Source organism: Primorskyibacter flagellatus, assembly GCF_900176485.1.
GTDB lineage: Bacteria > Pseudomonadota > Alphaproteobacteria > Rhodobacterales > Rhodobacteraceae > Primorskyibacter > Primorskyibacter flagellatus.
The window spans coordinates 430,147-449,021 of the sequence record NZ_FWYD01000003.1; the positions used below are offsets into that span (position 1 = coordinate 430,147).

At 61.0% G+C, this 18,875-nt stretch carries 21 protein-coding genes; 13 read left to right on the forward strand and 8 right to left on the reverse strand.

The features are described 5' to 3' along the window. Nucleotides 1-115: 115 nt before the first annotated feature. The 3 genes from B8991_RS07505 to B8991_RS07515 form a co-directional block, all read right to left on the reverse strand. On the reverse strand, nt 116-1,042 hold the full coding sequence (locus B8991_RS07505; RefSeq protein ID WP_084351960.1) for an electron transfer flavoprotein subunit alpha/FixB family protein: 927 nt from the start codon (nt 1,040-1,042) through the stop codon (nt 116-118). Next, a complete protein-coding gene (locus tag B8991_RS07510) occupies nt 1,042-1,800 on the reverse strand; it encodes an electron transfer flavoprotein subunit beta/FixA family protein (protein WP_084351962.1) in 759 nt (252 codons plus the stop codon). The genes B8991_RS07505 and B8991_RS07510 overlap by 1 nt, the downstream gene beginning before the upstream one ends. 190 nt (nt 1,801-1,990) lie before the next feature. Continuing rightward, nucleotides 1,991-4,303: a DNA topoisomerase IV subunit A gene (locus B8991_RS07515; RefSeq protein WP_084351964.1), complete on the reverse strand. Its 2,313-nt coding sequence runs from the start codon at nt 4,301-4,303 to the stop codon at nt 1,991-1,993. 159 nt (nt 4,304-4,462) lie between these two features. Here B8991_RS07515 and B8991_RS07520 point away from each other — a divergent pair, with 159 nt between their 5' ends. From B8991_RS07520 to B8991_RS07535, 4 genes are all read left to right on the forward strand, one after another. Then, on the forward strand, nt 4,463-5,044 hold the full coding sequence (locus B8991_RS07520) for an SH3 domain-containing protein (protein WP_084351966.1): 582 nt from the start codon (nt 4,463-4,465) through the stop codon (nt 5,042-5,044). Between the two features lie 87 nt (nt 5,045-5,131). Next, nucleotides 5,132-5,962 carry an SDR family NAD(P)-dependent oxidoreductase gene (locus B8991_RS07525; protein ID WP_084351968.1) on the forward strand — a complete coding sequence of 277 codons (831 nt, stop codon included), beginning with the start codon at nt 5,132-5,134 and terminating at the stop codon, nt 5,960-5,962. 73 nt (nt 5,963-6,035) lie between these two features. Then, entirely contained in the window at nt 6,036-6,233 is a 198-nt protein-coding gene (locus B8991_RS07530; protein ID WP_084351970.1) for a twin transmembrane helix small protein, read from the forward strand. 10 nt (nt 6,234-6,243) lie between these two features. Continuing rightward, nucleotides 6,244-6,816, forward strand: coding sequence for a cob(I)yrinic acid a,c-diamide adenosyltransferase (locus B8991_RS07535; RefSeq protein WP_084351972.1), 573 nt, complete (start codon nt 6,244-6,246; stop codon nt 6,814-6,816). A 13-nt stretch (nt 6,817-6,829) separates the two neighbouring features. Here the strand turns inward: B8991_RS07535 and B8991_RS07540 are convergent, their stop codons facing one another. After that, entirely contained in the window at nt 6,830-8,215 is a 1,386-nt protein-coding gene (locus tag B8991_RS07540; protein ID WP_235866573.1) for a cytochrome P450, read from the reverse strand. A gap of 125 nt (nt 8,216-8,340) precedes the next feature. Between B8991_RS07540 and B8991_RS07545 the strand changes: the two genes are divergently transcribed. Together B8991_RS07545 and tuf are read left to right on the forward strand one after the other, a co-directional pair. After that, nucleotides 8,341-8,973 carry a hypothetical protein gene (locus B8991_RS07545; RefSeq protein ID WP_084351974.1) on the forward strand — a complete coding sequence of 211 codons (633 nt, stop codon included), beginning with the start codon at nt 8,341-8,343 and terminating at the stop codon, nt 8,971-8,973. An 88-nt stretch (nt 8,974-9,061) separates the two neighbouring features. Next, complete coding sequence (gene tuf / locus B8991_RS07550) at nt 9,062-10,237, forward strand: elongation factor Tu (protein WP_084351976.1); 1,176 nt, start codon at nt 9,062-9,064, stop codon at nt 10,235-10,237. Between the two features lie 121 nt (nt 10,238-10,358). On the opposite strand, the gene B8991_RS07555 is transcribed toward tuf, so the two are convergent. Both B8991_RS07555 and B8991_RS21055 read right to left on the reverse strand, forming a co-directional pair. Continuing rightward, entirely contained in the window at nt 10,359-10,802 is a 444-nt protein-coding gene (locus tag B8991_RS07555) for a hypothetical protein (protein WP_084351977.1), read from the reverse strand. Between the two features lie 192 nt (nt 10,803-10,994). Beyond that, the gene (locus B8991_RS21055; RefSeq protein WP_143514514.1) at nt 10,995-11,231 is read right to left on the reverse strand and encodes a hypothetical protein; all 237 of its coding nucleotides are present in this window, start codon (nt 11,229-11,231) and stop codon (nt 10,995-10,997) included. 654 nt (nt 11,232-11,885) lie between these two features. On the opposite strand from B8991_RS21055, the gene B8991_RS07565 reads away from it, so the two are divergent. Genes B8991_RS07565 through B8991_RS07575 form a run of 3 tightly spaced genes read left to right on the forward strand, consistent with a single transcriptional unit; the run spans nt 11,886 to nt 13,735 of the window. After that, the gene (locus B8991_RS07565) at nt 11,886-12,575 is read left to right on the forward strand and encodes an energy-coupling factor ABC transporter ATP-binding protein (RefSeq protein ID WP_235866574.1); all 690 of its coding nucleotides are present in this window, start codon (nt 11,886-11,888) and stop codon (nt 12,573-12,575) included. Beyond that, a complete protein-coding gene (locus B8991_RS07570; RefSeq protein ID WP_084351981.1) occupies nt 12,550-13,158 on the forward strand; it encodes an energy-coupling factor transporter transmembrane component T family protein in 609 nt (202 codons plus the stop codon). Before B8991_RS07565 ends, B8991_RS07570 begins: the two co-directional genes overlap by 26 nt. Nucleotides 13,159-13,189: 31 nt before the next feature. Next, on the forward strand, nt 13,190-13,735 hold the full coding sequence (locus B8991_RS07575; RefSeq protein ID WP_084351983.1) for a biotin transporter BioY: 546 nt from the start codon (nt 13,190-13,192) through the stop codon (nt 13,733-13,735). Nucleotides 13,736-13,751: 16 nt separating this feature from the next. On the opposite strand, the gene B8991_RS07580 is transcribed toward B8991_RS07575, so the two are convergent. Both B8991_RS07580 and B8991_RS07585 read right to left on the reverse strand, forming a co-directional pair. Beyond that, nucleotides 13,752-14,855: a thiolase family protein gene (locus B8991_RS07580; RefSeq protein ID WP_084351985.1), complete on the reverse strand. Its 1,104-nt coding sequence runs from the start codon at nt 14,853-14,855 to the stop codon at nt 13,752-13,754. After that, entirely contained in the window at nt 14,852-16,117 is a 1,266-nt protein-coding gene (locus B8991_RS07585) for a class I adenylate-forming enzyme family protein (RefSeq protein ID WP_084351987.1), read from the reverse strand. Before B8991_RS07585 ends, B8991_RS07580 begins: the two co-directional genes overlap by 4 nt. A 252-nt stretch (nt 16,118-16,369) precedes the next feature. Between B8991_RS07585 and secE the strand changes: the two genes are divergently transcribed. The 4 genes from secE (at nt 16,370) to rplA (ending at nt 18,565) form a co-directional block, all read left to right on the forward strand. After that, entirely contained in the window at nt 16,370-16,567 is a 198-nt protein-coding gene (gene secE / locus B8991_RS07590) for a preprotein translocase subunit SecE (RefSeq protein ID WP_084352255.1), read from the forward strand. A 219-nt stretch (nt 16,568-16,786) separates the two neighbouring features. Then, nucleotides 16,787-17,320, forward strand: coding sequence for a transcription termination/antitermination protein NusG (gene nusG, locus B8991_RS07595; RefSeq protein WP_084351989.1), 534 nt, complete (start codon nt 16,787-16,789; stop codon nt 17,318-17,320). Between the two features lie 119 nt (nt 17,321-17,439). Beyond that, entirely contained in the window at nt 17,440-17,865 is a 426-nt protein-coding gene (gene rplK / locus B8991_RS07600; RefSeq protein WP_084351991.1) for a 50S ribosomal protein L11, read from the forward strand. A 1-nt stretch (nt 17,866) separates the two neighbouring features. Then, nucleotides 17,867-18,565 (forward strand): 50S ribosomal protein L1, encoded by a 699-nt coding sequence (rplA, locus tag B8991_RS07605; protein ID WP_084351993.1) that lies wholly within the window; start codon nt 17,867-17,869, stop codon nt 18,563-18,565. Nucleotides 18,566-18,875: the final 310 nt, after the last annotated feature.

The following is an 18,875-nucleotide window of genomic DNA, read 5'->3' on the forward strand; positions in this document are numbered from 1 at the left end:
AAACCGGTGAGGTCGAGACGGCTTCTTAAGCACAAAGGGCCGACGATGCTTCGCCGACCCTCTGCATGTTTTCCGCCCATCTGAAGGCAATTCGTTCAGGCGGTAAGGCGCTCTGTCAGAGCTTTTCTGTCAGTTCCGGGACAGCATCGAACAGGTCGGCGACAAGGCCAAAATCCGCGACCTGGAAAATAGGCGCTTCTTCGTCCTTGTTGATCGCGACGATCACCTTGCTGTCCTTCATGCCGGCCAGATGCTGGATCGCACCCGAAATCCCGACCGCTATGTAAAGATCCGGTGCCACGACCTTGCCCGTCTGGCCAACCTGCCAGTCGTTGGGGGCGAAGCCGGAATCGACGGCCGCACGGGACGCGCCCACGGCGGCACCCAGCTTGTCTGCCAGCTTTTCGATCATGGCGAAGTTCTCTTCCGAACCGATGCCACGACCACCCGAGACGACAACCCCGGCCGAGGTCAGTTCGGGGCGGTCGCTTTCGGCCACCTTGTCCTCGACCCATTCGGACAGGCCGGGATTGTCTGTCGCAGAGATATTCTCGACAGGCGCTGCGTCCTGGCTGCCAGCCGCATCAAAGGTCGATGTCCGGAAAGAGATCACCTTGGTCGCGTCCGCGGATTTCACCGTCTGGATCGCGTTGCCGGCATAGATCGGACGTTCGAAAGTGGATCCGTCAACAACACCAGACACATCGGTCAGCACCATCACGTCCAGCAGCGCCGCAACGCGGGGCAGGATGTTTTTCGCATCCGTGGTAGCCGGGGCAACGATATGTTCATAATCGCCCGCCAGGCTGACGATCAGGGCGGCGGTCGCTTCGGCCAGACGGTGGCCAAGGCTGGCATCTTCGGCGCAAAGCACCTTGGCCACCCCGTCGATCTTTGCGGCGGCTTCTGCTGCGGCGGCGGCCGTGGCCCCAACACACAGCGCCGTCACGTCGCCCAGCGATTTTGCGGCGGTTACGGCCTTGGCAGTGGCGTCCAGCGCCAGTTCGCCGTCATTCACTTCGGCAAGGAGAAGAACAGCCATTACACAGCCCCCACTTCTTTGAGTTTCGCAACAAGCTCGTCGACCGACCCCACCTTGATGCCGGCAGCACGCTCTGCCGGTTCCGAGGTCTTGACGACCTCAAGCCGCGGCGCGCAATCGACGCCGTAATCGGCGGCGGTCTTCTCGTCCATCGGCTTTTTCTTGGCCTTCATGATGTTGGGCAGCGAGGCATAGCGCGGTTCGTTCAGGCGCAGGTCCACGGTGACGATGGCAGGCATCTTGACCTTGATGGTCTGCAAGCCGCCATCCACTTCGCGTGTGACATTGGCATGGTCGCCGTCGATTTCCAGCTTGGAAGCAAAGGTCGCCTGCGACCAGCCCAACAGCGCGGAAACCATCTGGCCGGTGGCGTTCATGTCATTGTCGATCGCCTGCTTGCCGCAAAGCACAAGGCCCGGCTGCTCTTCTTCCACGATCTTCGCAAGGATCTTGGCCACGGCGAGCGGTTCGATATCGGTGTGCACGTCATCGGCGGCAATCACCAGAATGGCGCGGTCGGTGCCCATCGCCAGCGCGGTACGCAGCGTTTCCTGGCTTTGCTTCACGCCGATGCTGACGGCGATGATTTCATCTGCCTTGCCTGCTTCCTTGAGGCGGATTGCCTCTTCCACGGCAATTTCGTCGAAGGGGTTCATCGACATCTTCACATTGGCAAGATCGACACCCGAACCGTCCGCCTTCACACGAACTTTCACGTTATAGTCGATCACGCGCTTGACCGGCACAAGGACCTTCATCGGCGTAGCTCTCCTCTTGATGATCAGCCGCCCGATGGACGGCCTTTGAAGACTTCTTTGCGGTTGATAGCGGCTCTGAACGCGGGGAAACAGGCCAAAATCGTCCCGTTAGCGCCAACCTACGTCGGGTTTTTGAAGCGGTGCCCCGACAGAGATACCTTGTTGCGCGCAAATTTCGGTGTTCGGACTGTCAGTTGAAGCGATTGTCTCTGGGAAATCCACGCGGGGCCATGCGGCCGGATCCAGCGCGCTTTCCGATCCATTCACCCAGATCAGATTCGGTGCGTGTGCGCCCTGCGGGGTCGCGCCACGAGAGCCCTTCTGCCAGGGTGAACGTGGTGGCGTCGGACAAGCCTCCGTCCTTGAATTTCTGTAGCCGGACGCCCTTGCCGCGCGCCATTTCCGGCAGCTCGTCCAGCGGGAAGACCAGCACTTTGCGGTTCTCACCGACCACTGCGACATGATCGCCGCTGACGGGTTTGCACACCAGCGCGCGTGTTTCGCCACGGACGTTCAGCACCTGCTTGCCGCTGCGGGTCTGCGCCAGCACTTCGGCTTCGGGCACGACGAATCCGTCGCCCGCGGTGGAGGCGACAAGCAGCTTGTTGTCGGGTTTGTGGATAAACAGATCGACGATTTCGGCCTCGTTGGGCAGATCGACCATCAGGCGAAGCGGTTCGCCCATACCCCGCCCACCGGGCAGGTTTGCGCCGGACACGGTGTAGAAACGTCCGTTTGATCCGAAAACAAGCAGCCGGTCCGTCGTTTCCGCGTGAAAGATGAACCGTGGCCCATCGCCATCCTTGAACTTCAGCTCTCGGGTCAGGTCGATATGGCCGGTCATGGCGCGAATCCAGCCCATCTGCGAGCACACGACGGTGATCGGTTCGCGCTCGATCATCGCCTCAAGCGGCACATCGGGCGTGTCGGTGGCCTCGGCAAAGGTTGTCCGGCGGGCACCGCCTTCGTAATCCTTGCCAAACGCTTTTTTCGTTGCGCGCAACTGGTCGGAGATTTGTGCCCATTGCAGGCCGTCATCCTCCAGCAGATCCTCCAGCCCGGCGCGTTCCTCCATCAGCGTGTCGCGCTCGCGGACCAGTTCCATCTCCTCAAGGCGGCGCAGGCTGCGCAGACGCATGTTGAGGATCGCCTCGGCCTGGATCTCGGTCAGGCCCAGCCCGTCATCACTCGCCGCTGGCGGCGAGACATAATCGTGCTGATCCGTGGCACGCACGAACGTCCGGCCCCAATCCTCGCGCATCAGCGCAGGTTTCGGGTCGTCATCATAGCGGATGATGTCGATCACACGGTCGAGGTTGAGGAAGGCGACGATCAAGCCTTCGAGCACCTCCAGCCTGTGGTCGATCTTTTCCATCCGGTGCTGGCTGCGGCGGATCAAAACCTCGCGACGGAAGTCGAGGAAGGCGCGCAGCACCTCCTTCATCGAGCAGACCTTGGGCGTCAGCCCGTCGATCAGCACGTTCATGTTCAGGCTGAAGCGGACCTCAAGGTCGGAACTGCGAAACAGCATTCCCATAAGCACATCCGCGTCGACATTCTTGGACCGGGGTTCCAGCACCATGCGGATGTCATCGGCGGATTCGTCGCGGACATCCGCAAGGATCGGGATTTTCTTGGTCTGGATCAGCTCTGCAATGCGTTCGACCAGCTTGGATTTCTGAACCTGATAGGGGATTTCGGTGACGATCACCTGCCATTGGCCGCGTCCCAGATCCTCGATATGCCAGCGGCACCGCAAGCGGAATGACCCGCGCCCCGTGCGGTAGGCCTGCGCGATATTCTCGGATGGTTCGACCAGCACGCCGCCCGTAGGAAAGTCGGGGCCGGGCACATATTGCAGCAAGGTATCGTCGCGGGCGTCGGGCGTGCGGATCAGATGCAGACAGGCATCCACCAGTTCGGCGATATTATGCGGCGGAATGTTCGTCGCCATGCCCACGGCGATGCCGGATGACCCATTTGCCAGCAGGTTCGGGAAGGTCGCGGGCAGGACGACAGGTTCTGTCAGGGTGCCGTCGTAGTTGTCTCGGAAATCAACGGCGTTCTCGTTCAGACCTTGCAGCAAAGCCTCGGAAACAACGGTCAGCCGTGCTTCGGTGTAGCGGCTGGCGGCCGGGTTGTCGCCGTCGATATTGCCGAAATTGCCCTGACCATCGACCAGCGGGTAACGAACGTTGAAATCCTGCGCCAATCGCGCCATCGCGTCATAGATCGCGGCGTCGCCATGCGGGTGATAGTTGCCCATCACGTCGCCGGAGATTTTCGCGGATTTCCGATACCCCCCGGTGGAGGTCAGCCGCAATTCGCGCATTGCAAACAGGATACGTCGGTGGACCGGCTTCAGACCGTCACGGGCATCGGGCAAGGCGCGATGCATGATCGTGCTCAGCGCATAGGTCAGATACCGATCACCGATCGCTCTGCGCAGCGGTTCTGCGAGATCGCGGGGGGTTATCTTGTTGTCGTTATCACCGTCATCCATAGATGATGTGATAGCCGTGCGAAATGACAGGGTAAAGCTGTGCCGGGGAATTTTAGGTAGATTTACACATCTGAATACAGGGCGAATCGTCTATAATCGGATCCACGGCGTAATGTGTCGCTGTTTTTAATTGGTTTATGCAGTCCGAAGGGCGGTTCGATGGTACGATTTATGATGCTGACATTTGCGGTGCTTGGTTGGGCCTTTTACGAGCTGAGTGGCGGGGCGGACTTCGTGCCCGAAACTGTGAAAACCGACCCGCGGGTTGAGATGAACACCGTCGCGCGCGCTGATATATCCGCGGCAGAGCTGTTATCCGTCGCCCCGGCAAACGGAAATGCCTCGTCGATCATTGCACCGCGCCAGGCTGCCCAGTCCGAGGGCGCGCGGCTGGCGTCCTTTTCGCCCGTGATGCCTGCCGAACTGACACGTCAGGTCAAGGCGAATCACACCCGGCGCGCGACGACGCTTGTGCGTCTTGATGTGCGCAGGCCCGCCGTAGATGCAGAAATTGCAACGCCTGCGGTCTCGGATGCCGCCATGGAAATCCGCGCTGTGAACGGTGATCGCGTCAATATGCGCGATGGTCCCGGCACCAACTTTAGCGTGCTTGGCTCGCTGGGGCGTGGCGTGGCGGTCGAGGTGCTGCAAGAAACGGGTGATGGCTGGGTCAAACTGCGCGTTGCCGACACAGGCCGCGTCGGCTGGATGGCGGATTTCCTCCTGTCGTCGGCTGATTAACGCCAGCGCCGAAGCTGTCCGGACCCCGTCCGATTGCGTCTGCATGACGAATGCACTAGCTCCACCGCAACGTCGCGCGAGTAGGCTATGCCCAGAAAATCCATCCTCATTACCGGCTGCTCTTCGGGGATCGGCTATGACGCCGCGCATGCCTTGCGCGATGCCGGCTGGCAGGTTTTTGCCTCGTGCCGGCAAGAAGCCGATTGCGCGCTGCTGATTTCGGAAGGGTTCGCGTCGCCCCGCATCGACTATGCCGACCCGGAAAGCATCGTTCTGGGCCTGTCAGAGGTGCTGGAGGCGACAGACGGAACGCTTGACGCGCTGTTCAACAACGGTGCCTTCGCCACGCCCGGCGCTGTCGAGGATCTGCCTCGCGGCGCGTTGCAGGAGATATTCGAAACCAACGTGTTTGGTGTCCACGAACTGACCACACTGGTTCTGCCGATTATGCGGGCGCAAGGGCAGGGGCGTATCATCAACTGTTCATCCGTGCTGGGGCTGGTGACGGCACCGTGGCGGGGGGCCTATGTCGCGTCGAAATTCGCGCTTGAAGGGTTGACCGATTCGCTACGGATCGAAATGCGCGACACTGATATCAAGGTGATCCTGATAGAGCCGGGTCCGATCGCCACGCCCTTTCGGAAGAACTCGATTCCACATTTCGAACGCTGGGTGGACTGGGAAAACTCTGCCCGCGCTGCGCAATATCGCGACACGCTTCTGAAACGGCTGTACGAAGATGATGGGCCGACGCCGTTCGAACTGCCCGCGGCTGCGGTTTCCAAAGTGCTGATGCGTGCCTTGAATGCGCGCAGGCCCCGCGCACGCTATGCCGTCACCGTGCCGACCCGTGTGATGGCGTTTCTGCGTCGCATTCTGCCCGTTCGGATGCTGGATGCGCTGCTTTCACGCGGGTAATGCGTCCGATTAGGCATTCGCTTTTGCACAGATTTGGCCTACATCGGCGAGAATATCCTGATGCGAGGACAATATGACCAAGGATCCATTCTTCATAGTGATCGTCGTGGTGATGGCTGCGGTCGTCTTGATCCTGATGACCGGGATCGGAGGCTTCGCAAAAGGCGGAGAGTTCAACAAGAAACATGCCAACCGGATCATGCGCTACCGGATCGTCGCCCAGTTTGTGACGGTTGTACTGATCCTGATCTTCGTGTGGCTGAGACGATAGGGGCAGACCGATGGTGGTATTGAACAAGATTTACACCAAGACTGGCGACAAGGGCGAAACCGCACTGGGCAACGGCGCGCGGGTGGTCAAACATTCCATGCGCGTAACGGCCTATGGCACGGTGGACGAGTTGAACTCGGTTCTGGGCGTGGCGCGGCTGCATGCTGACGACGATCTGGACACGCTGCTGCGACGTATCCAGAACGACCTTTTCGATCTTGGTGCGGATCTGTGCCGCCCCGACATGGAAAAAGACGCGGAGTCCGAATACCCGCCATTGCGGATGGTCGATGCACAGGTATCTCGACTGGAGGCCGAGATTGACGAGATGAACGCCGATCTTGCGCCGCTGCGCAGCTTTATCCTGCCCGGTGGAAGCGCGCTTTCGGCGCATTTGCACATGTGTCGCACCGTGTCGCGCCGGGCCGAACGGCTGGCCGTTGAACTTGCCGCAGCAGAGCAGGTCAATCCGGCGGCCGTGAAGTATCTCAACCGCCTGTCTGATTGGTTTTTCGTTGCCGCCCGCCGTGCCAACGACAACGGCGCGCATGATGTGTTGTGGATTCCAGGGGCAAATCGCTAAAAGCGACGACGCCTCAGACCGGCTCGGCCTCCAGCCACACCCCGCCTTCGGGGCGCAGCGTCAGGATCATGACCGGATCGGGCGCACGCCCTTTGACAGACGTAAAGCGGAATCGCGCCAGTAGCGTGGCGAGGATCAGAACGGCCTCCTGCAAGGCGAAACTGGCACCGATGCAAATGCGGGGGCCGTCGCCGAACGGCAGGTAGGCATAACGGTCGATTTTGCCGCCATCGCCCCATCGGTCAGGGCGAAACGCATCCGGATCCTCCCAGAGTTGATGGTGCCGGTGCAAAGCATAGATCGGGACCATCACAGTATCGCCGGGGCGGATCTCCCGTCCGCACAATTCATCGGCCTGCCGAGCGGTGCGCGACACCAGCGCTGCGGGCGGATACAGACGCAAGGCCTCGTCCACGATGCGCCGGATCAGTCCAAGCTTGGGGATGTGGTCGGCCTCAAAGCCCGTCCGCCCCCCAAGAACGCGCTGTGCCTCTGCCCGCGCCTCGTCCTGAACGGCCGGATCGAACGCACAAAGGTAAAGCGACCAGGACAGCGCCAGTGCGGTGGTTTCGTGCCCCGCGACAATGAATGTCAGTAGGTTGTCGCGCATCTCGGCGGTGTTCATTCGCCGACCCGTATCCGGATCCTCGCCCGCAAGCAGCAGGTCCAGAAGGTCCGGGACGCCGGTGCTCTGGCGCGCCGCGCGCGCCTCGATTGCACGATCCGCCAGCGATTTTGTATCCTTCATCGCCTTCCCTGAAATCAGCCGCCCAGGCCGCGGGACCCAGTCCGGCAATCCGAAGAGGTCAAAAAGCGAGACTTTGCCGGCCTCGGCGATGTATTGCTCGATCGCGTCATGCACCGCGCCGCGGTCGATCCCCTGATCGTCGGAAAACGTCACCTCGGAGATGACATCGAAGGTGGTCGCAACCATCTCGTCATACATATTCACGGCGCGGCCCTGCTGGGCCTGCAAACGGTCCAGCGTGCGCCCGGCTGCCTCGGTCATCACGGGTGCCAGATTGGACACGTTGCGGTGCGAGAAGGCAGGCGCGGTGGCGCGCCTCTGCCAGCGCCAATGCGCACCTTCCGCGATGAAAAGCGATTCGCCGATCGCCGGGCGCAGCAGGTTCTTTGTCACATCAGATTTCGGATAGTCGTCCAGTTTTTCAAGAAGGATCCGTCGCAACGCGGCCGGATCCATCACCATATGCCAACGCTTTCCCGTGCGCCCGGATACCATGGGTTGCCTTGTGGCAATGTCGGGGATGATCGACAACAGGTTGGTGCGCGCCGCGCGCAGACTGGCCAGCACGCCCATCGGCTGGGTCACGAGCGGCACACGCACAGGAAGCGCGGCCTGTGTCTTGACGCCCAAAGGGGGCTGTATGGCTGGCATCCGTCACCTCATGTCTGCAACAGATATAGGTGTCCGGCGCGGTTCTGCAAACTGCGGCGCATTGCGTGGAGGCCATGTGTCAGGTAACCCGGTCGGACAAGATTTTCTAAGTCGAGGTAGCCTTCATGTTCCGACCCTTCATCCTGTCGCTTATCGCCTGTGTGGGGTTGGCGGCCTGTGGCGATGCCACACGCGATCTGAAAGACCGGCCCGATCCGTTGGGTGATTTCAGCCTTGGTTTCGTCGCTGCGGCCGCCCCGTCGCCGCAAAAGCTGTTGGTGTCGCGGGCGGCAACGTCCGAGGAATGGGTCAAGGTGGTCGAGGAGGCGTATCTGCAACGCTTTGGCCGGTTTGACGGTGAAAAGCGCTACAATATGGGGCTGAGAGTCGAGGCCTATTCATTGCCGCCGCCCTTGGTGCCGGGCAAATCGGCTGTGCAGATTGCCGTGACGGTCTGGGATGACGCCGCCGCCAGCAAGCTGAATGACAAGCCAGAGCCCATTGCCGTCATCAAGGTTTTCGAGACCCGGCTTGCATCCTCTCGCGAAGAGTCGATGAAAGCGCTTGCCGAAGAGGCCGCGTTGGAAACCGAAAAGTGGTTGCGCGCGCAACAGGCAGAGCAGGGTTGGTTCGGCGGGCCGGTATCCGAGAGCGAAGACACCATGGCCAGCGCCGCTGTTGCAGGAAACACCGTGACTGACGAGACCGTCGCTGCGGGCGGCTCTGAGATGGGGCAGGCAGCGGCCACCGGTAACTGACGCTTGATTTCCCTGTCTTGATTCACTACATCGCCCGCGATGCAACTCGGGTTGATATGACCCCCCAATAGACGAGGCGCCTGAAGGTATGGCAAAGGAAAAGTTTGAGCGTTCCAAGCCGCATTGCAACATTGGCACGATTGGCCATGTGGACCACGGCAAGACGACGCTGACGGCTGCGATCACGAAATATTTCGGTGACTTCCAGGCGTATGACCAGATTGACGGCGCGCCGGAAGAAAAGGCGCGCGGGATCACGATCTCGACCGCGCATGTCGAGTATGAGACCGAGAACCGCCACTACGCGCATGTCGACTGCCCCGGCCACGCTGACTATGTCAAGAACATGATCACCGGTGCGGCGCAGATGGATGGCGCGATCCTGGTTGTGAACGCCGCTGACGGCCCGATGCCGCAGACGCGCGAGCACATCCTGCTGGGCCGCCAGGTTGGCATCCCTGCGATGGTCGTGTTCCTGAACAAGGTTGACCAGGTCGACGACGAAGAGCTGCTTGAGCTGGTCGAGATGGAAGTGCGCGAGCTTCTGTCGGCCTATGACTATCCGGGCGACGATATCCCGATCATCGCCGGTTCGGCGCTGGCCGCTCTGGAAGGTCGCGACAACGCGATCGGCGAAGACAAGATCAAGGAACTGATGGCGGCTGTCGACGAGTACATCCCCCAGCCCGCGCGCGCCGTGGACCAGCCCTTCCTGATGCCGATCGAGGACGTGTTCTCGATTTCCGGCCGCGGGACGGTTGTGACCGGCCGTGTCGAGCGTGGCGTTGTGAACGTCGGCGACGAGCTTGAAATCGTTGGCATTCGTGACACGCGCAAGACGACCTGCACCGGTGTGGAAATGTTCCGCAAGCTGCTGGATCGTGGTGAAGCCGGCGACAATATCGGCGCCCTGCTGCGCGGTATCGACCGCGAAGGCGTTGAGCGTGGACAGGTTCTGTGCAAGCCGGGTTCGGTCAAGCCACACACCAAGTTCGAGGCAGAAGCCTATATCCTGACCAAGGACGAGGGTGGCCGTCACACGCCGTTCTTCGCGAACTACCGTCCGCAGTTCTACTTCCGCACGACGGATGTGACCGGCACGGTTGTTCTTCCCGAAGGCACCGAAATGGTGATGCCGGGCGACAACCTGAAATTCGAAGTTGAGCTGATCGCACCGATCGCGATGGAAGAAAAGCTGCGCTTCGCGATCCGCGAAGGCGGCCGCACAGTCGGCTCCGGCGTCGTCTCGAAAATCATCGAGTAATCAAACTGACTGCGCGGGGGGCAAACAACCCTCCGCAGGGTTCGACGTGACAAAAAGGGCCACCCTGATTGGGTGGCCCTTCTTGCATTTATACTGACGACTAATTTCGCCGATAGGTGTCTTAGGAATCCAGCAGGATCGATTTCACCAAGCTGGCTTTGTCGCTGTGGCTGCCACTGCCATACATTGCAGCCATCAGGCGCAAGCGTGTGTCATTCGACAAGTTGGCTGGGTCAGCCGATGGCTCAAAACCTTTTAGATCATTTGCGAAAGTCGTGTATTGCTCATCCGACATGTAGAAGACGTAGGGGTTGTCCTCCATCATGGAACCTTCCTCCATTGCGTTTTCTTGAAGCGCAAGGGCTGTAACGGTGGATTGCTTTTCGCTAAAGCTGCCGCTGCCGTTGATGACATTGGCGATTTGCAGGCGGGCATCTTCGCTCAGCGCTTCGTAATTTATGTTCGGAGCAAAGGTTTCAATCTGGTTTTCAAGCGCTTCCTGAGCAAAGGCTGCACCCGAAATAGTGGCTGCGGTCAGGGCGGTTGCAAGCATAAGATGTTTCATAAGTCTCTCCTGTTCAAAAGTTAAAGCCGATCGTCAGCGCGACAACGCAACTGATCGGCGTCGCTGGAGAGAAAATGCGTGACCCCGCCAAAGCGTTCCGCTGATTTCGTCACGATTCGGTCACGACGCTGTGAGATGGACGCCGCTGGCGTGATGCCGCGGCGTCCGATCAGGGGTGGCAACCAACTGGGCTTAGTTGGCGTTCAGCAGGATTGCACGAACGGTAGAGGATTTTTCGCTCTCGGTGCCGGAGCCGTGGATGGCCTGAAGGGCGGCGAGGATGGTCGAGTCGTCGAGCGTCGAAACGTCTACGGAGGGCGCATAGGAATTGATTGCGCGGACAGCGGCCGCGTTGTCCTGGGTCATTGCGTTTGCTGCACCTGCAACGGTTGCGATTGCGACGGCTGCGATTGCGATAATGCGGTTCATATTGTGTCCTTTCAGATGGGTGGGCTGATTGGCCCTGGATTTGTCTGCGCCAGCATTCGTTGGCGATGACTGATAATTGGGACCAACGAGGCCAAATTTGAAATCACAAAACACTCGCACCAGATCACGCCGAATTGCCATTGAAAATCGAGGCTTACGACCTGTGCCGCGTGCAAAATCGCACAGCAATTGTGCGCGTCAAACAGGCTTGGCTTTTGCGCGCCTCACCAGTGCTTTTGTGACGCGCGCGGATGTAACAATTGCCGTTGGTGGGAGGTGCAGCACAAAAACGTGTACGTCAAAAAACATGCCGGCTGGTTCATCACAGCACCTGCATGGGCGTTGCAAGGCGACTCTCGCTGGGTGCCTGAGTGCCGCTTAGCCCGTTGACGTGATGCCATGCGGACGATTGGCTTGCTCACGCTGCGCGTCTAAGAGAGTGGCGGCGCGAGATGAGTCCGCTGTCGCCAGGCTCGTGCGACAACGCTCGCTTTGGACTTTCTTGACGGCAGGCAGCGGTGGGGCATGCGCGTTGCAGTCGCGGGCACATCGGACTAGGTAGGCGCGGTCCGTTTCAATCTCAGGCGCCGCGCGATGCATGTTGCCCCGATCCCAACCAAAATGACGCCAAGGGCGCGCATCACACTAGAGGGCGTGTCTTATTCGCGAGACGGGCGCGAGGTGATCGCCAAGACCTTCCTGGACATATCTGATGCCCGGATCGGACTGGTGGGGCGAAACGGGTCTGGCAAAACCACGCTGGCGCGGATCCTTGCGGGACTTATTCGCCCGGATAGTGGCCGTGTTTTGATCAACGGGGTCGATGTTGCGCGGGATCGCCGCGCCGCGATCCGGACTGTCGGCATATTGTTCCAGAACCCCGATCATCAGATTATTTTTCCGACGGTCGAAGAAGAGCTGGCTTTCGGTTTGCGGCAGCTTGGACGCAGCAAGGACGCAGCGCGGGACGGTGCAGTTGCGATGCTGGCGCGTTTTGGCAAGACGCATTGGCAGGGGCGTGCCGTCGCCACGCTGTCGCAGGGGCAGCGCCATCTGGTCTGCCTCATGGCGGTGCTGGCGATGGAGCCTGCGCTGATCATCCTTGATGAGCCCTTTACCGGGCTCGACATTCCGACCACGCGACAGATGCACCGCTACCTGACGCAGGTGGGGCCCTCCGTCCTTCACATCACCCATGATCCGGCGGCATTGGCGGGTTACGATCGGGTGATCTGGATGGATAATGGGGCAATCCGCGAAAGCGGACCGGCAGTGCAGACCTTGACACTTTATGAGGCCGCAATGACGGAGGCGGACGATGCTGGCGCTGACCTCCTCGACTAGGACCGCGTATCACCGCTGGCCCGCGTCGCTGAAGTTGGCGCTTGTTTCCGGTGGCGTTTTTCTTCTCTACCTGATCGAAAGCCCTGTACTGTTGCTGGCGGCGGTTGTGGGCGTCGCGCTGGCCTATCTTGTGGTTGGCTGGCGATTTCTGGTGGAGGGCGTCAGGTTCCTGCGTCCGCTTTGGGTATTTGTCGCGATTGTTCTTGTCTGGCATCTGATCGCGGGCGATCCGGTGACGGGGGTTGCAGTGGCGCTGCGCCTTGTTGCGGCGGTCGGACTGGCCAATCTGGTGACGATGACGACGCGGCTCGACGATCTGACGGATCTGGTGTTGTGGTTGTTGTCTCCGCTGGAACGGCTTGGCATTCGCACCGCCCCGATCGGCTATGCAATGGCGCTTGTGGTGCGGTTCACGCCGGTTCTGCTGGGCAAGGCCGGAACGCTGATCGAATCCTGGCGCGCCCGAAGCGCCCGCCGTCCGGGTTGGCAACTGGTCATGCCAATTACCGTCACCGCGATTGACGATGCCGAACAGGTGGCCGAAGCCTTGCGCGCGCGCGGCGGCTTCGATACCCAGCCATAACTCTGGTTCAACCCTCCGAAGGAATAGCCTCTTGGAACGCAACACCGTCCTGATCGCCCTGTTCGCTGCATTGATCGCCGTATTGGGGCTGATCCCGAAGATCACCCTGGGCTTTGGGGTGCCGATCACGGCGCAAAGCCTTGGCGTCATGCTGTGCGGGACGGTTCTGGGCGCGCGGCGCGGGTCGCTGGCGGTGCTGCTGTTCCTGTTGCTGGTGGCATTGGGGCTGCCGCTTCTGGCCGGTGGTCGCGGCGGGCTTGGGCTGTTTGCCTCGCCAACTGTCGGCTTTTTGGTTGGATTTCCGGTTGCCGCCTTCGTGGCGGGTCTGATCGTCGAGAAAACCCCGCGGCTGGCACTTTTGCCGGCGTCGATTCTGGGAGCATTTGTCGGCGGCATCGGGGTGCTGTATTTGTTCGGGATCGCCGGCATGGCGATAACGCTGGACAAGTCATTCCCCGAGGCTGCGCTGCTGGTGTCGCCCTTCATTCCCGGTGATCTGATCAAGGCCGCTCTGGCAGGGTTTGTCACCGCCGCGCTCGCCAAGGCGCGGCCCGCCAGCGTTCTGTCCCGAGCGTGATGTTCCGGCGCGGGGGCTAACCCTCGCCACCTAACACAAGCGCGGTTCCGATCCCGCCCGCAGCGGCAATCGCGGCCAGCCCGCGCCCGCCTGTCCCGCGCAGGTCGTGAAACAGCCGAACTGCAAGGATTGCCCCCGACGCGCCGATGGGATGGCCGCGTGCAAGCGCGCCGCCGTTGCGGTTGACGATCGCCGGGTCAAGGCCGGTCTGCTCGACACAGGCGATGGCCTGCACGGCGAAGGCTTCCATGATCTCGGCAGTGGAAAGATCGGCGGGCGACAGGCTCAGCCCGGCCAAGGTCGCGTTGATCGCGGCGACAGGGGCAAGGCCGGGGAGCATCGGATCGCCGCCCAATGCCATGCCACCCAAAATCGTGACGTAGGGCAGGCCGCGCCTGCGCGCATATTTTTCCGAGACCAGAACGCAGAACGCAGCCGCATCGGCCGCCACGGCGGTGTTGGCGCGGGTGACGCTGCCGCAGATTGCGCGCGCGCGGGCGCAAAGCGCAGGCGTCATCGCGCGCGTATAGCTGTCAGGCGCATCTCCGACGATCTCAGCGGACAGGTCGGCACGGGCGGCGATGGCACGCGCGTGACTGTCCACCGTCCATGCGTCCTGCGCCGCGCGTGAGATCCCGAGGTGTCGCGCCAGCGCATCCGCCGCTTCGGCCATATCCGGGTCCCGGTCGGGCCAGGGGGTAAAGGGCGGCTGGTCGTATTCCTGCGCGGGTGCGCCCCCTTGCGCGGCGGTCATGCGGACCGGTCGGCGGGAATAGCTTTCCGCACCGCCCGCAATCACCACCTCGGTCTGACCGGCCTCGATCAACGCCTGAGCGAGGCGCAGCGCATCCAGCCCGGAACAGCACTGGCGATCAAGGCTCAGCCCCGGCACGCGCAACGGCAAGCCTGCCGCCAGCGCCGCAACGCGCGCCGGATTGCCGCCTGCGCCAAGCGCATTGCCCATGATCAGTTCGTCAACGCTGTCCGGCACCAGCCCGGCATCCGTCAGGCAGGCTTGGGTCACCGGGGCGGCGATTTCGTGAAGGTGCAGATGTGCGAGCGCCCCGCCACGCGGTGCGACAAGGCTGCGCCGTGCGGCGATGATGACGGCGCGGCTCATGTCTGCGCCTTGAGCAGTTGGGACAGCGCGGTGATGTCGGTCTTGCCCGAAGGCAGGGTGGGCCAGTCCGTCAGTACGAAGGCGCGCCGTGGTGCGGCCTGCGGGGTAAGCTGGCGGCGACAGGCAGCCAGCACCGCGTCGGTATCAACACCCTGCGGCCCGGCGGACAGAAAGCAGACCGGCACCGCGCCGCGCTTGGCATCGGGGCGCGGCAGAACGGCCGCATGTGTTACGCCGGGCTGATCCAGCAGCACCCTCTCGATCAGTTCGGGAAAGACGTTTTGATCAGAAACGGTGAACATCCGGTCGCGCCGCCCCGCCAGAAACAGATGCCCCTCGGGATCAAGCCATCCCAATTCGCCCACCGTCAGAAAACCGTCCTGCCAGCGGGTCTGTGCGCTGGTGCCCTGCGCATAACCCTCAAACAGATAGGGGCTCTGGACCCAAACCTCGCCGGGGTGATCCGGGGGCAGGTCGCGTGCCTGCTCATCACGGATGCGGATTTCGACGCCGGGATAGGCGCGACCGACCGAAAGGGGGGGCGTCGTGGCATCAGAGATTGCGATGAAGCTGGTTTCGCTTGCGCCGTAAAATGCGTGCAAGACCGCGCCGGGAAACAGTTGCGCTGAGGCATTGCGAGTGGCCTTGTCCAGAAAGCCGCCGCCGATCATGACGTGCCGGGTGCCGGGGATGCCGGTGCCGGCGTCGCAACACGCCGCAAGCTGACGCAATTGCGCGGGTGTGGCATATAATAGTGACGGCATTGCCGCGCGCAGCATTTGCAACCGCGTGTCAGGGCGGGGGGCTGTAAAGACGTCCACCTGCGCGCCCAGATGCACCGCCGAGACCGCACCATAGAGTGCCAGCGAGTGATTGAGTGGGCCAAAGACGGCGATGCGATCCTGCGGCGTGATGTTCCAGAGCGCGCGATCCACCATGAAAGACCGGATCCAGGAGGCGTGGCTGCGACGGACCCGCTTGGGTTGCCCTGTAGAGCCGGAGGTTTCGCATTGCAGGAACGCACCTCCATCGGGCGTGGCAAGGGGGGCGGTGCCGGAATGGATGCAGAATTCCCGTCCGGTTTCTATTGCGGCCAGCAGTTGTGCCACGCAGGCCTCAACAGAATGTGCGGGAATCGTGGCCATCATTTCATCTGCGGGCAGAACCGCTGGTGTGATCGAGACACGGTTGACCCTGATCTGACCGTCATAAGGGCGTCGGAAGGCTGCGGGATCCGCGCTGGCTGGGATGACTTGGCTCAAACTGTACCTTCACCTTCGTAAACTGGTGGGCTACCGGGCACGAATCTCTGTATTATCGCGCGTTTGTGGGAAATCCATCGCGCCCACCTGTCTGGCCCGCAAATGCCGTACTGGCTCCGGCCGTTTTACGAAGCACAAGGTCGCGGCACAAGCGCAGGTTTGGCCACGAGGCAACGTGCCGTGATGGCGGGCCTTGAAATCACCGCCCGCGCCGAGTATGTGCGTCGCGTCCGCAATGAAAGTAGAACAGACATGGCCATGACCAACCCGCTTCAGTTTATCCAGCAGGTCCGCTCCGAAGTGGCCAAGGTGGTGTGGCCCACGCGCCGTGAGGTGATGTTGACAACGGTGATGGTTTTCATCTTGGCTGCATTGACCGCTATTTTCTTTGCAATTGTGGATATTCTGATCCGCGGCGGGCTTCAGCAAGTGTTGGAAATGTTCGGCTAAGCCTGTCGGGACCGCATAGGACATGCGCGCGCCCTGAGGCTTGAACTCGGTCTCTTTCGCGGGTATTGCGCAGACCAATCATCCGAAAGGCGTGCGGCGATTCGAGTTGCGCGCCGATTTTGTTTCGGAACGCGGCGGCTGCCGGTTTGAATATGGGCCGCCAGAAAATGGAACGACACACGGTCCCCGGATCGGTGCAGAACGAAGGTTTGTGACCAGATGGCGAAACGGTGGTACTCGGTGAGCGTGCTCTCGAACTTCGAGAAGAAGATCGCCGAACAGATCCGGACTGCGGTTGATGAGCAAGGGCTTGAGGACCAGATCGAAGAAGTGCTGGTGCCGACCGAAGAGGTGATCGAGGTTCGTCGCGGCAAGAAAGTCACGACAGAACGGCGCTTCATGCCCGGCTATGTGCTTGTGCGGATGGAAATGTCGGATCAGGGCTATCACCTGATCAACTCCATCAACCGCGTGACCGGATTTCTGGGCCCGCAAGGACGCCCGATGCCGATGCGCGACGCCGAAGTGCAGGCGATTTTGGGTCGGGTGCAGGAAGGCGAGGATGCGCCGCGCACATTGATCCATTTCGAGATCGGCGAGAAGGTCAAGGTCAACGACGGCCCGTTCGAAGATTTCGACGGCATGATCGAGGAAGTCGACGAGGACAATCAGCGCCTCAAGGTTTCCGTCTCAATTTTTGGCCGGGAAACCCCGGTCGAACTGGAATTCACACAGGTGTCAAAGCAGGTGTGATGTTCGAGACGTGGGAGGTGAGGCGGCCCAAGGCCGACCAACCCCAACCACGGCAAAACGGAACCCATGGTTCCATTGCAGGGTGGGCAAGCCCCGCCGCTTGATAAAGGAGAGGCCACATGGCCAAGAAACTGGTTGGCAGTCTGAAGCTGCAAGTCCCCGCCGGGCAGGCAAACCCGTCGCCGCCCGTTGGCCCAGCATTGGGTCAGCGCGGGATCAACATCATGGAATTCTGCAAGGCGTTCAACGCCAAGACGCAGGAAATGGAGGCTGGTGCCCCCTGTCCGACGATCATCACGTATTATCAGGACAAATCCTTCACGATGGACATCAAGACGCCGCCCGCGTCTTATTACCTCAAGAAGGCCGCCAAGCTGAAATCCGGTGGCAGTACGCCCGGTCGCGCCACCGCAGGTTCGGTGACCGTCGCTCAGGTGAAAGAAATTGCCGAAGCGAAGATGAAAGATCTCAACGCCACGACGATTGAAAACGCGATGCAGATCATCCTGGGCTCTGCCCGGTCCATGGGCATCGAGGTGAAATAAGATGGCAAAACTTGGAAAACGTACCCGTACCGCGCGTGAAGCGCTTGTCGGCAAAGAGAACGTCACCGTCGAGGAAGCCGTTTCTCTGATCAAGGCGAATGCCAACGCGAAATTCGACGAAACCGTCGAGATCGCGATGAATCTGGGCGTTGACACACGTCACGCTGACCAGATGGTTCGTGGTGTTATCGGCCTGCCCAACGGCACCGGGAAAACCATGCGCGTTGCAGTCTTCGCACGCGGTGCCAAGGCTGAAGAAGCTGAAGCCGCCGGTGCTGACATCGTCGGTGCCGAAGACCTGATGGAAACCGTTCAGGGCGGCACGATCGAATTTGATCGCTGCATCGCCACACCGGACATGATGCCGATCGTCGGCCGTCTGGGCAAGGTGCTTGGCCCGCGTAACCTGATGCCGAACCCCAAGGTGGGCACGGTGACGATGGATGTCACGCAAGCCGTCAAGGACGCCAAGGGCGGTCAGGTTCAGTTCCGCGCTGAAAAGGGCGGCGTTGTGCATGCCGGCGTTGGCAAGGCATCGTTCGACGAAGCCAAGCTGGTCGAGAACATCCGGGCCTTCGTCAATGCAGTCTCCAAGGCTCGTCCTACGGGAGCCAAGGGCACCTATATGAAAAAGGTCTCGCTGAGCAGCACGATGGGACCGGGCGTTTCGGTCGCAATCGACTCTGCCAACGCTGAATAAAGCTGCTTTAGGTAGATTTCAAAAGGCGGGCCTGCGGGTCCGCCTTTTGTCGTTAGGGCGTGTTCTCGGATGGCCAGGAAGCGCTTTGATGGAACAGCCGATGGGGGTGCTCGCGCGTATGTGACCCAGCTCTGGCCCGAATGCGGAAGTTTTTTCGTATAGGCCCTTCCCTTCCGCTCGGGCTTTGGCTATGACGCCGTCCGTCGGGCCACCTGCTTTAGATCGGGTGGCCTGATGATTCGTCCAAGACGGTGGGTGGTGCAAACCATAAGTCCTGCCTGAGACGGGAAATGAACAATTCTCTCTCCGG

Excerpts from the sequence above, each read along its gene's own strand:
- B8991_RS07505 (WP_084351960.1), bottom strand. The coding sequence starts at position 1,042 with ATGGCTGTTCTTCTCCTTGCCGAAGTGAATGACGGCGAACTGGCGCTG.
- B8991_RS07510 (WP_084351962.1), bottom strand. The coding sequence starts at position 1,800 with ATGAAGGTCCTTGTGCCGGTCAAGCGCGTGATCGACTATAACGTGAAA.
- B8991_RS07515 (WP_084351964.1), bottom strand. The coding sequence starts at position 4,303 with ATGGATGACGGTGATAACGACAACAAGATAACCCCCCGCGATCTCGCA.
- B8991_RS07520 (WP_084351966.1), top strand. The coding sequence starts at position 4,463 with ATGGTACGATTTATGATGCTGACATTTGCGGTGCTTGGTTGGGCCTTT.
- B8991_RS07525 (WP_084351968.1), top strand. The coding sequence starts at position 5,132 with ATGCCCAGAAAATCCATCCTCATTACCGGCTGCTCTTCGGGGATCGGC.
- B8991_RS07530 (WP_084351970.1), top strand. The coding sequence starts at position 6,036 with ATGACCAAGGATCCATTCTTCATAGTGATCGTCGTGGTGATGGCTGCG.
- B8991_RS07535 (WP_084351972.1), top strand. The coding sequence starts at position 6,244 with ATGGTGGTATTGAACAAGATTTACACCAAGACTGGCGACAAGGGCGAA.
- B8991_RS07540 (WP_235866573.1), bottom strand. The coding sequence starts at position 8,215 with ATGCCAGCCATACAGCCCCCTTTGGGCGTCAAGACACAGGCCGCGCTT.
- B8991_RS07545 (WP_084351974.1), top strand. The coding sequence starts at position 8,341 with ATGTTCCGACCCTTCATCCTGTCGCTTATCGCCTGTGTGGGGTTGGCG.
- tuf (WP_084351976.1), top strand. The coding sequence starts at position 9,062 with ATGGCAAAGGAAAAGTTTGAGCGTTCCAAGCCGCATTGCAACATTGGC.
- B8991_RS07555 (WP_084351977.1), bottom strand. The coding sequence starts at position 10,802 with ATGAAACATCTTATGCTTGCAACCGCCCTGACCGCAGCCACTATTTCG.
- B8991_RS21055 (WP_143514514.1), bottom strand. The coding sequence starts at position 11,231 with ATGAACCGCATTATCGCAATCGCAGCCGTCGCAATCGCAACCGTTGCA.
- B8991_RS07570 (WP_084351981.1), top strand. The coding sequence starts at position 12,550 with ATGCTGGCGCTGACCTCCTCGACTAGGACCGCGTATCACCGCTGGCCC.
- B8991_RS07580 (WP_084351985.1), bottom strand. The coding sequence starts at position 14,855 with ATGAGCCGCGCCGTCATCATCGCCGCACGGCGCAGCCTTGTCGCACCG.
- secE (WP_084352255.1), top strand. The coding sequence starts at position 16,370 with ATGGCCATGACCAACCCGCTTCAGTTTATCCAGCAGGTCCGCTCCGAA.
- nusG (WP_084351989.1), top strand. The coding sequence starts at position 16,787 with ATGGCGAAACGGTGGTACTCGGTGAGCGTGCTCTCGAACTTCGAGAAG.
- rplK (WP_084351991.1), top strand. The coding sequence starts at position 17,440 with ATGGCCAAGAAACTGGTTGGCAGTCTGAAGCTGCAAGTCCCCGCCGGG.
- rplA (WP_084351993.1), top strand. The coding sequence starts at position 17,867 with ATGGCAAAACTTGGAAAACGTACCCGTACCGCGCGTGAAGCGCTTGTC.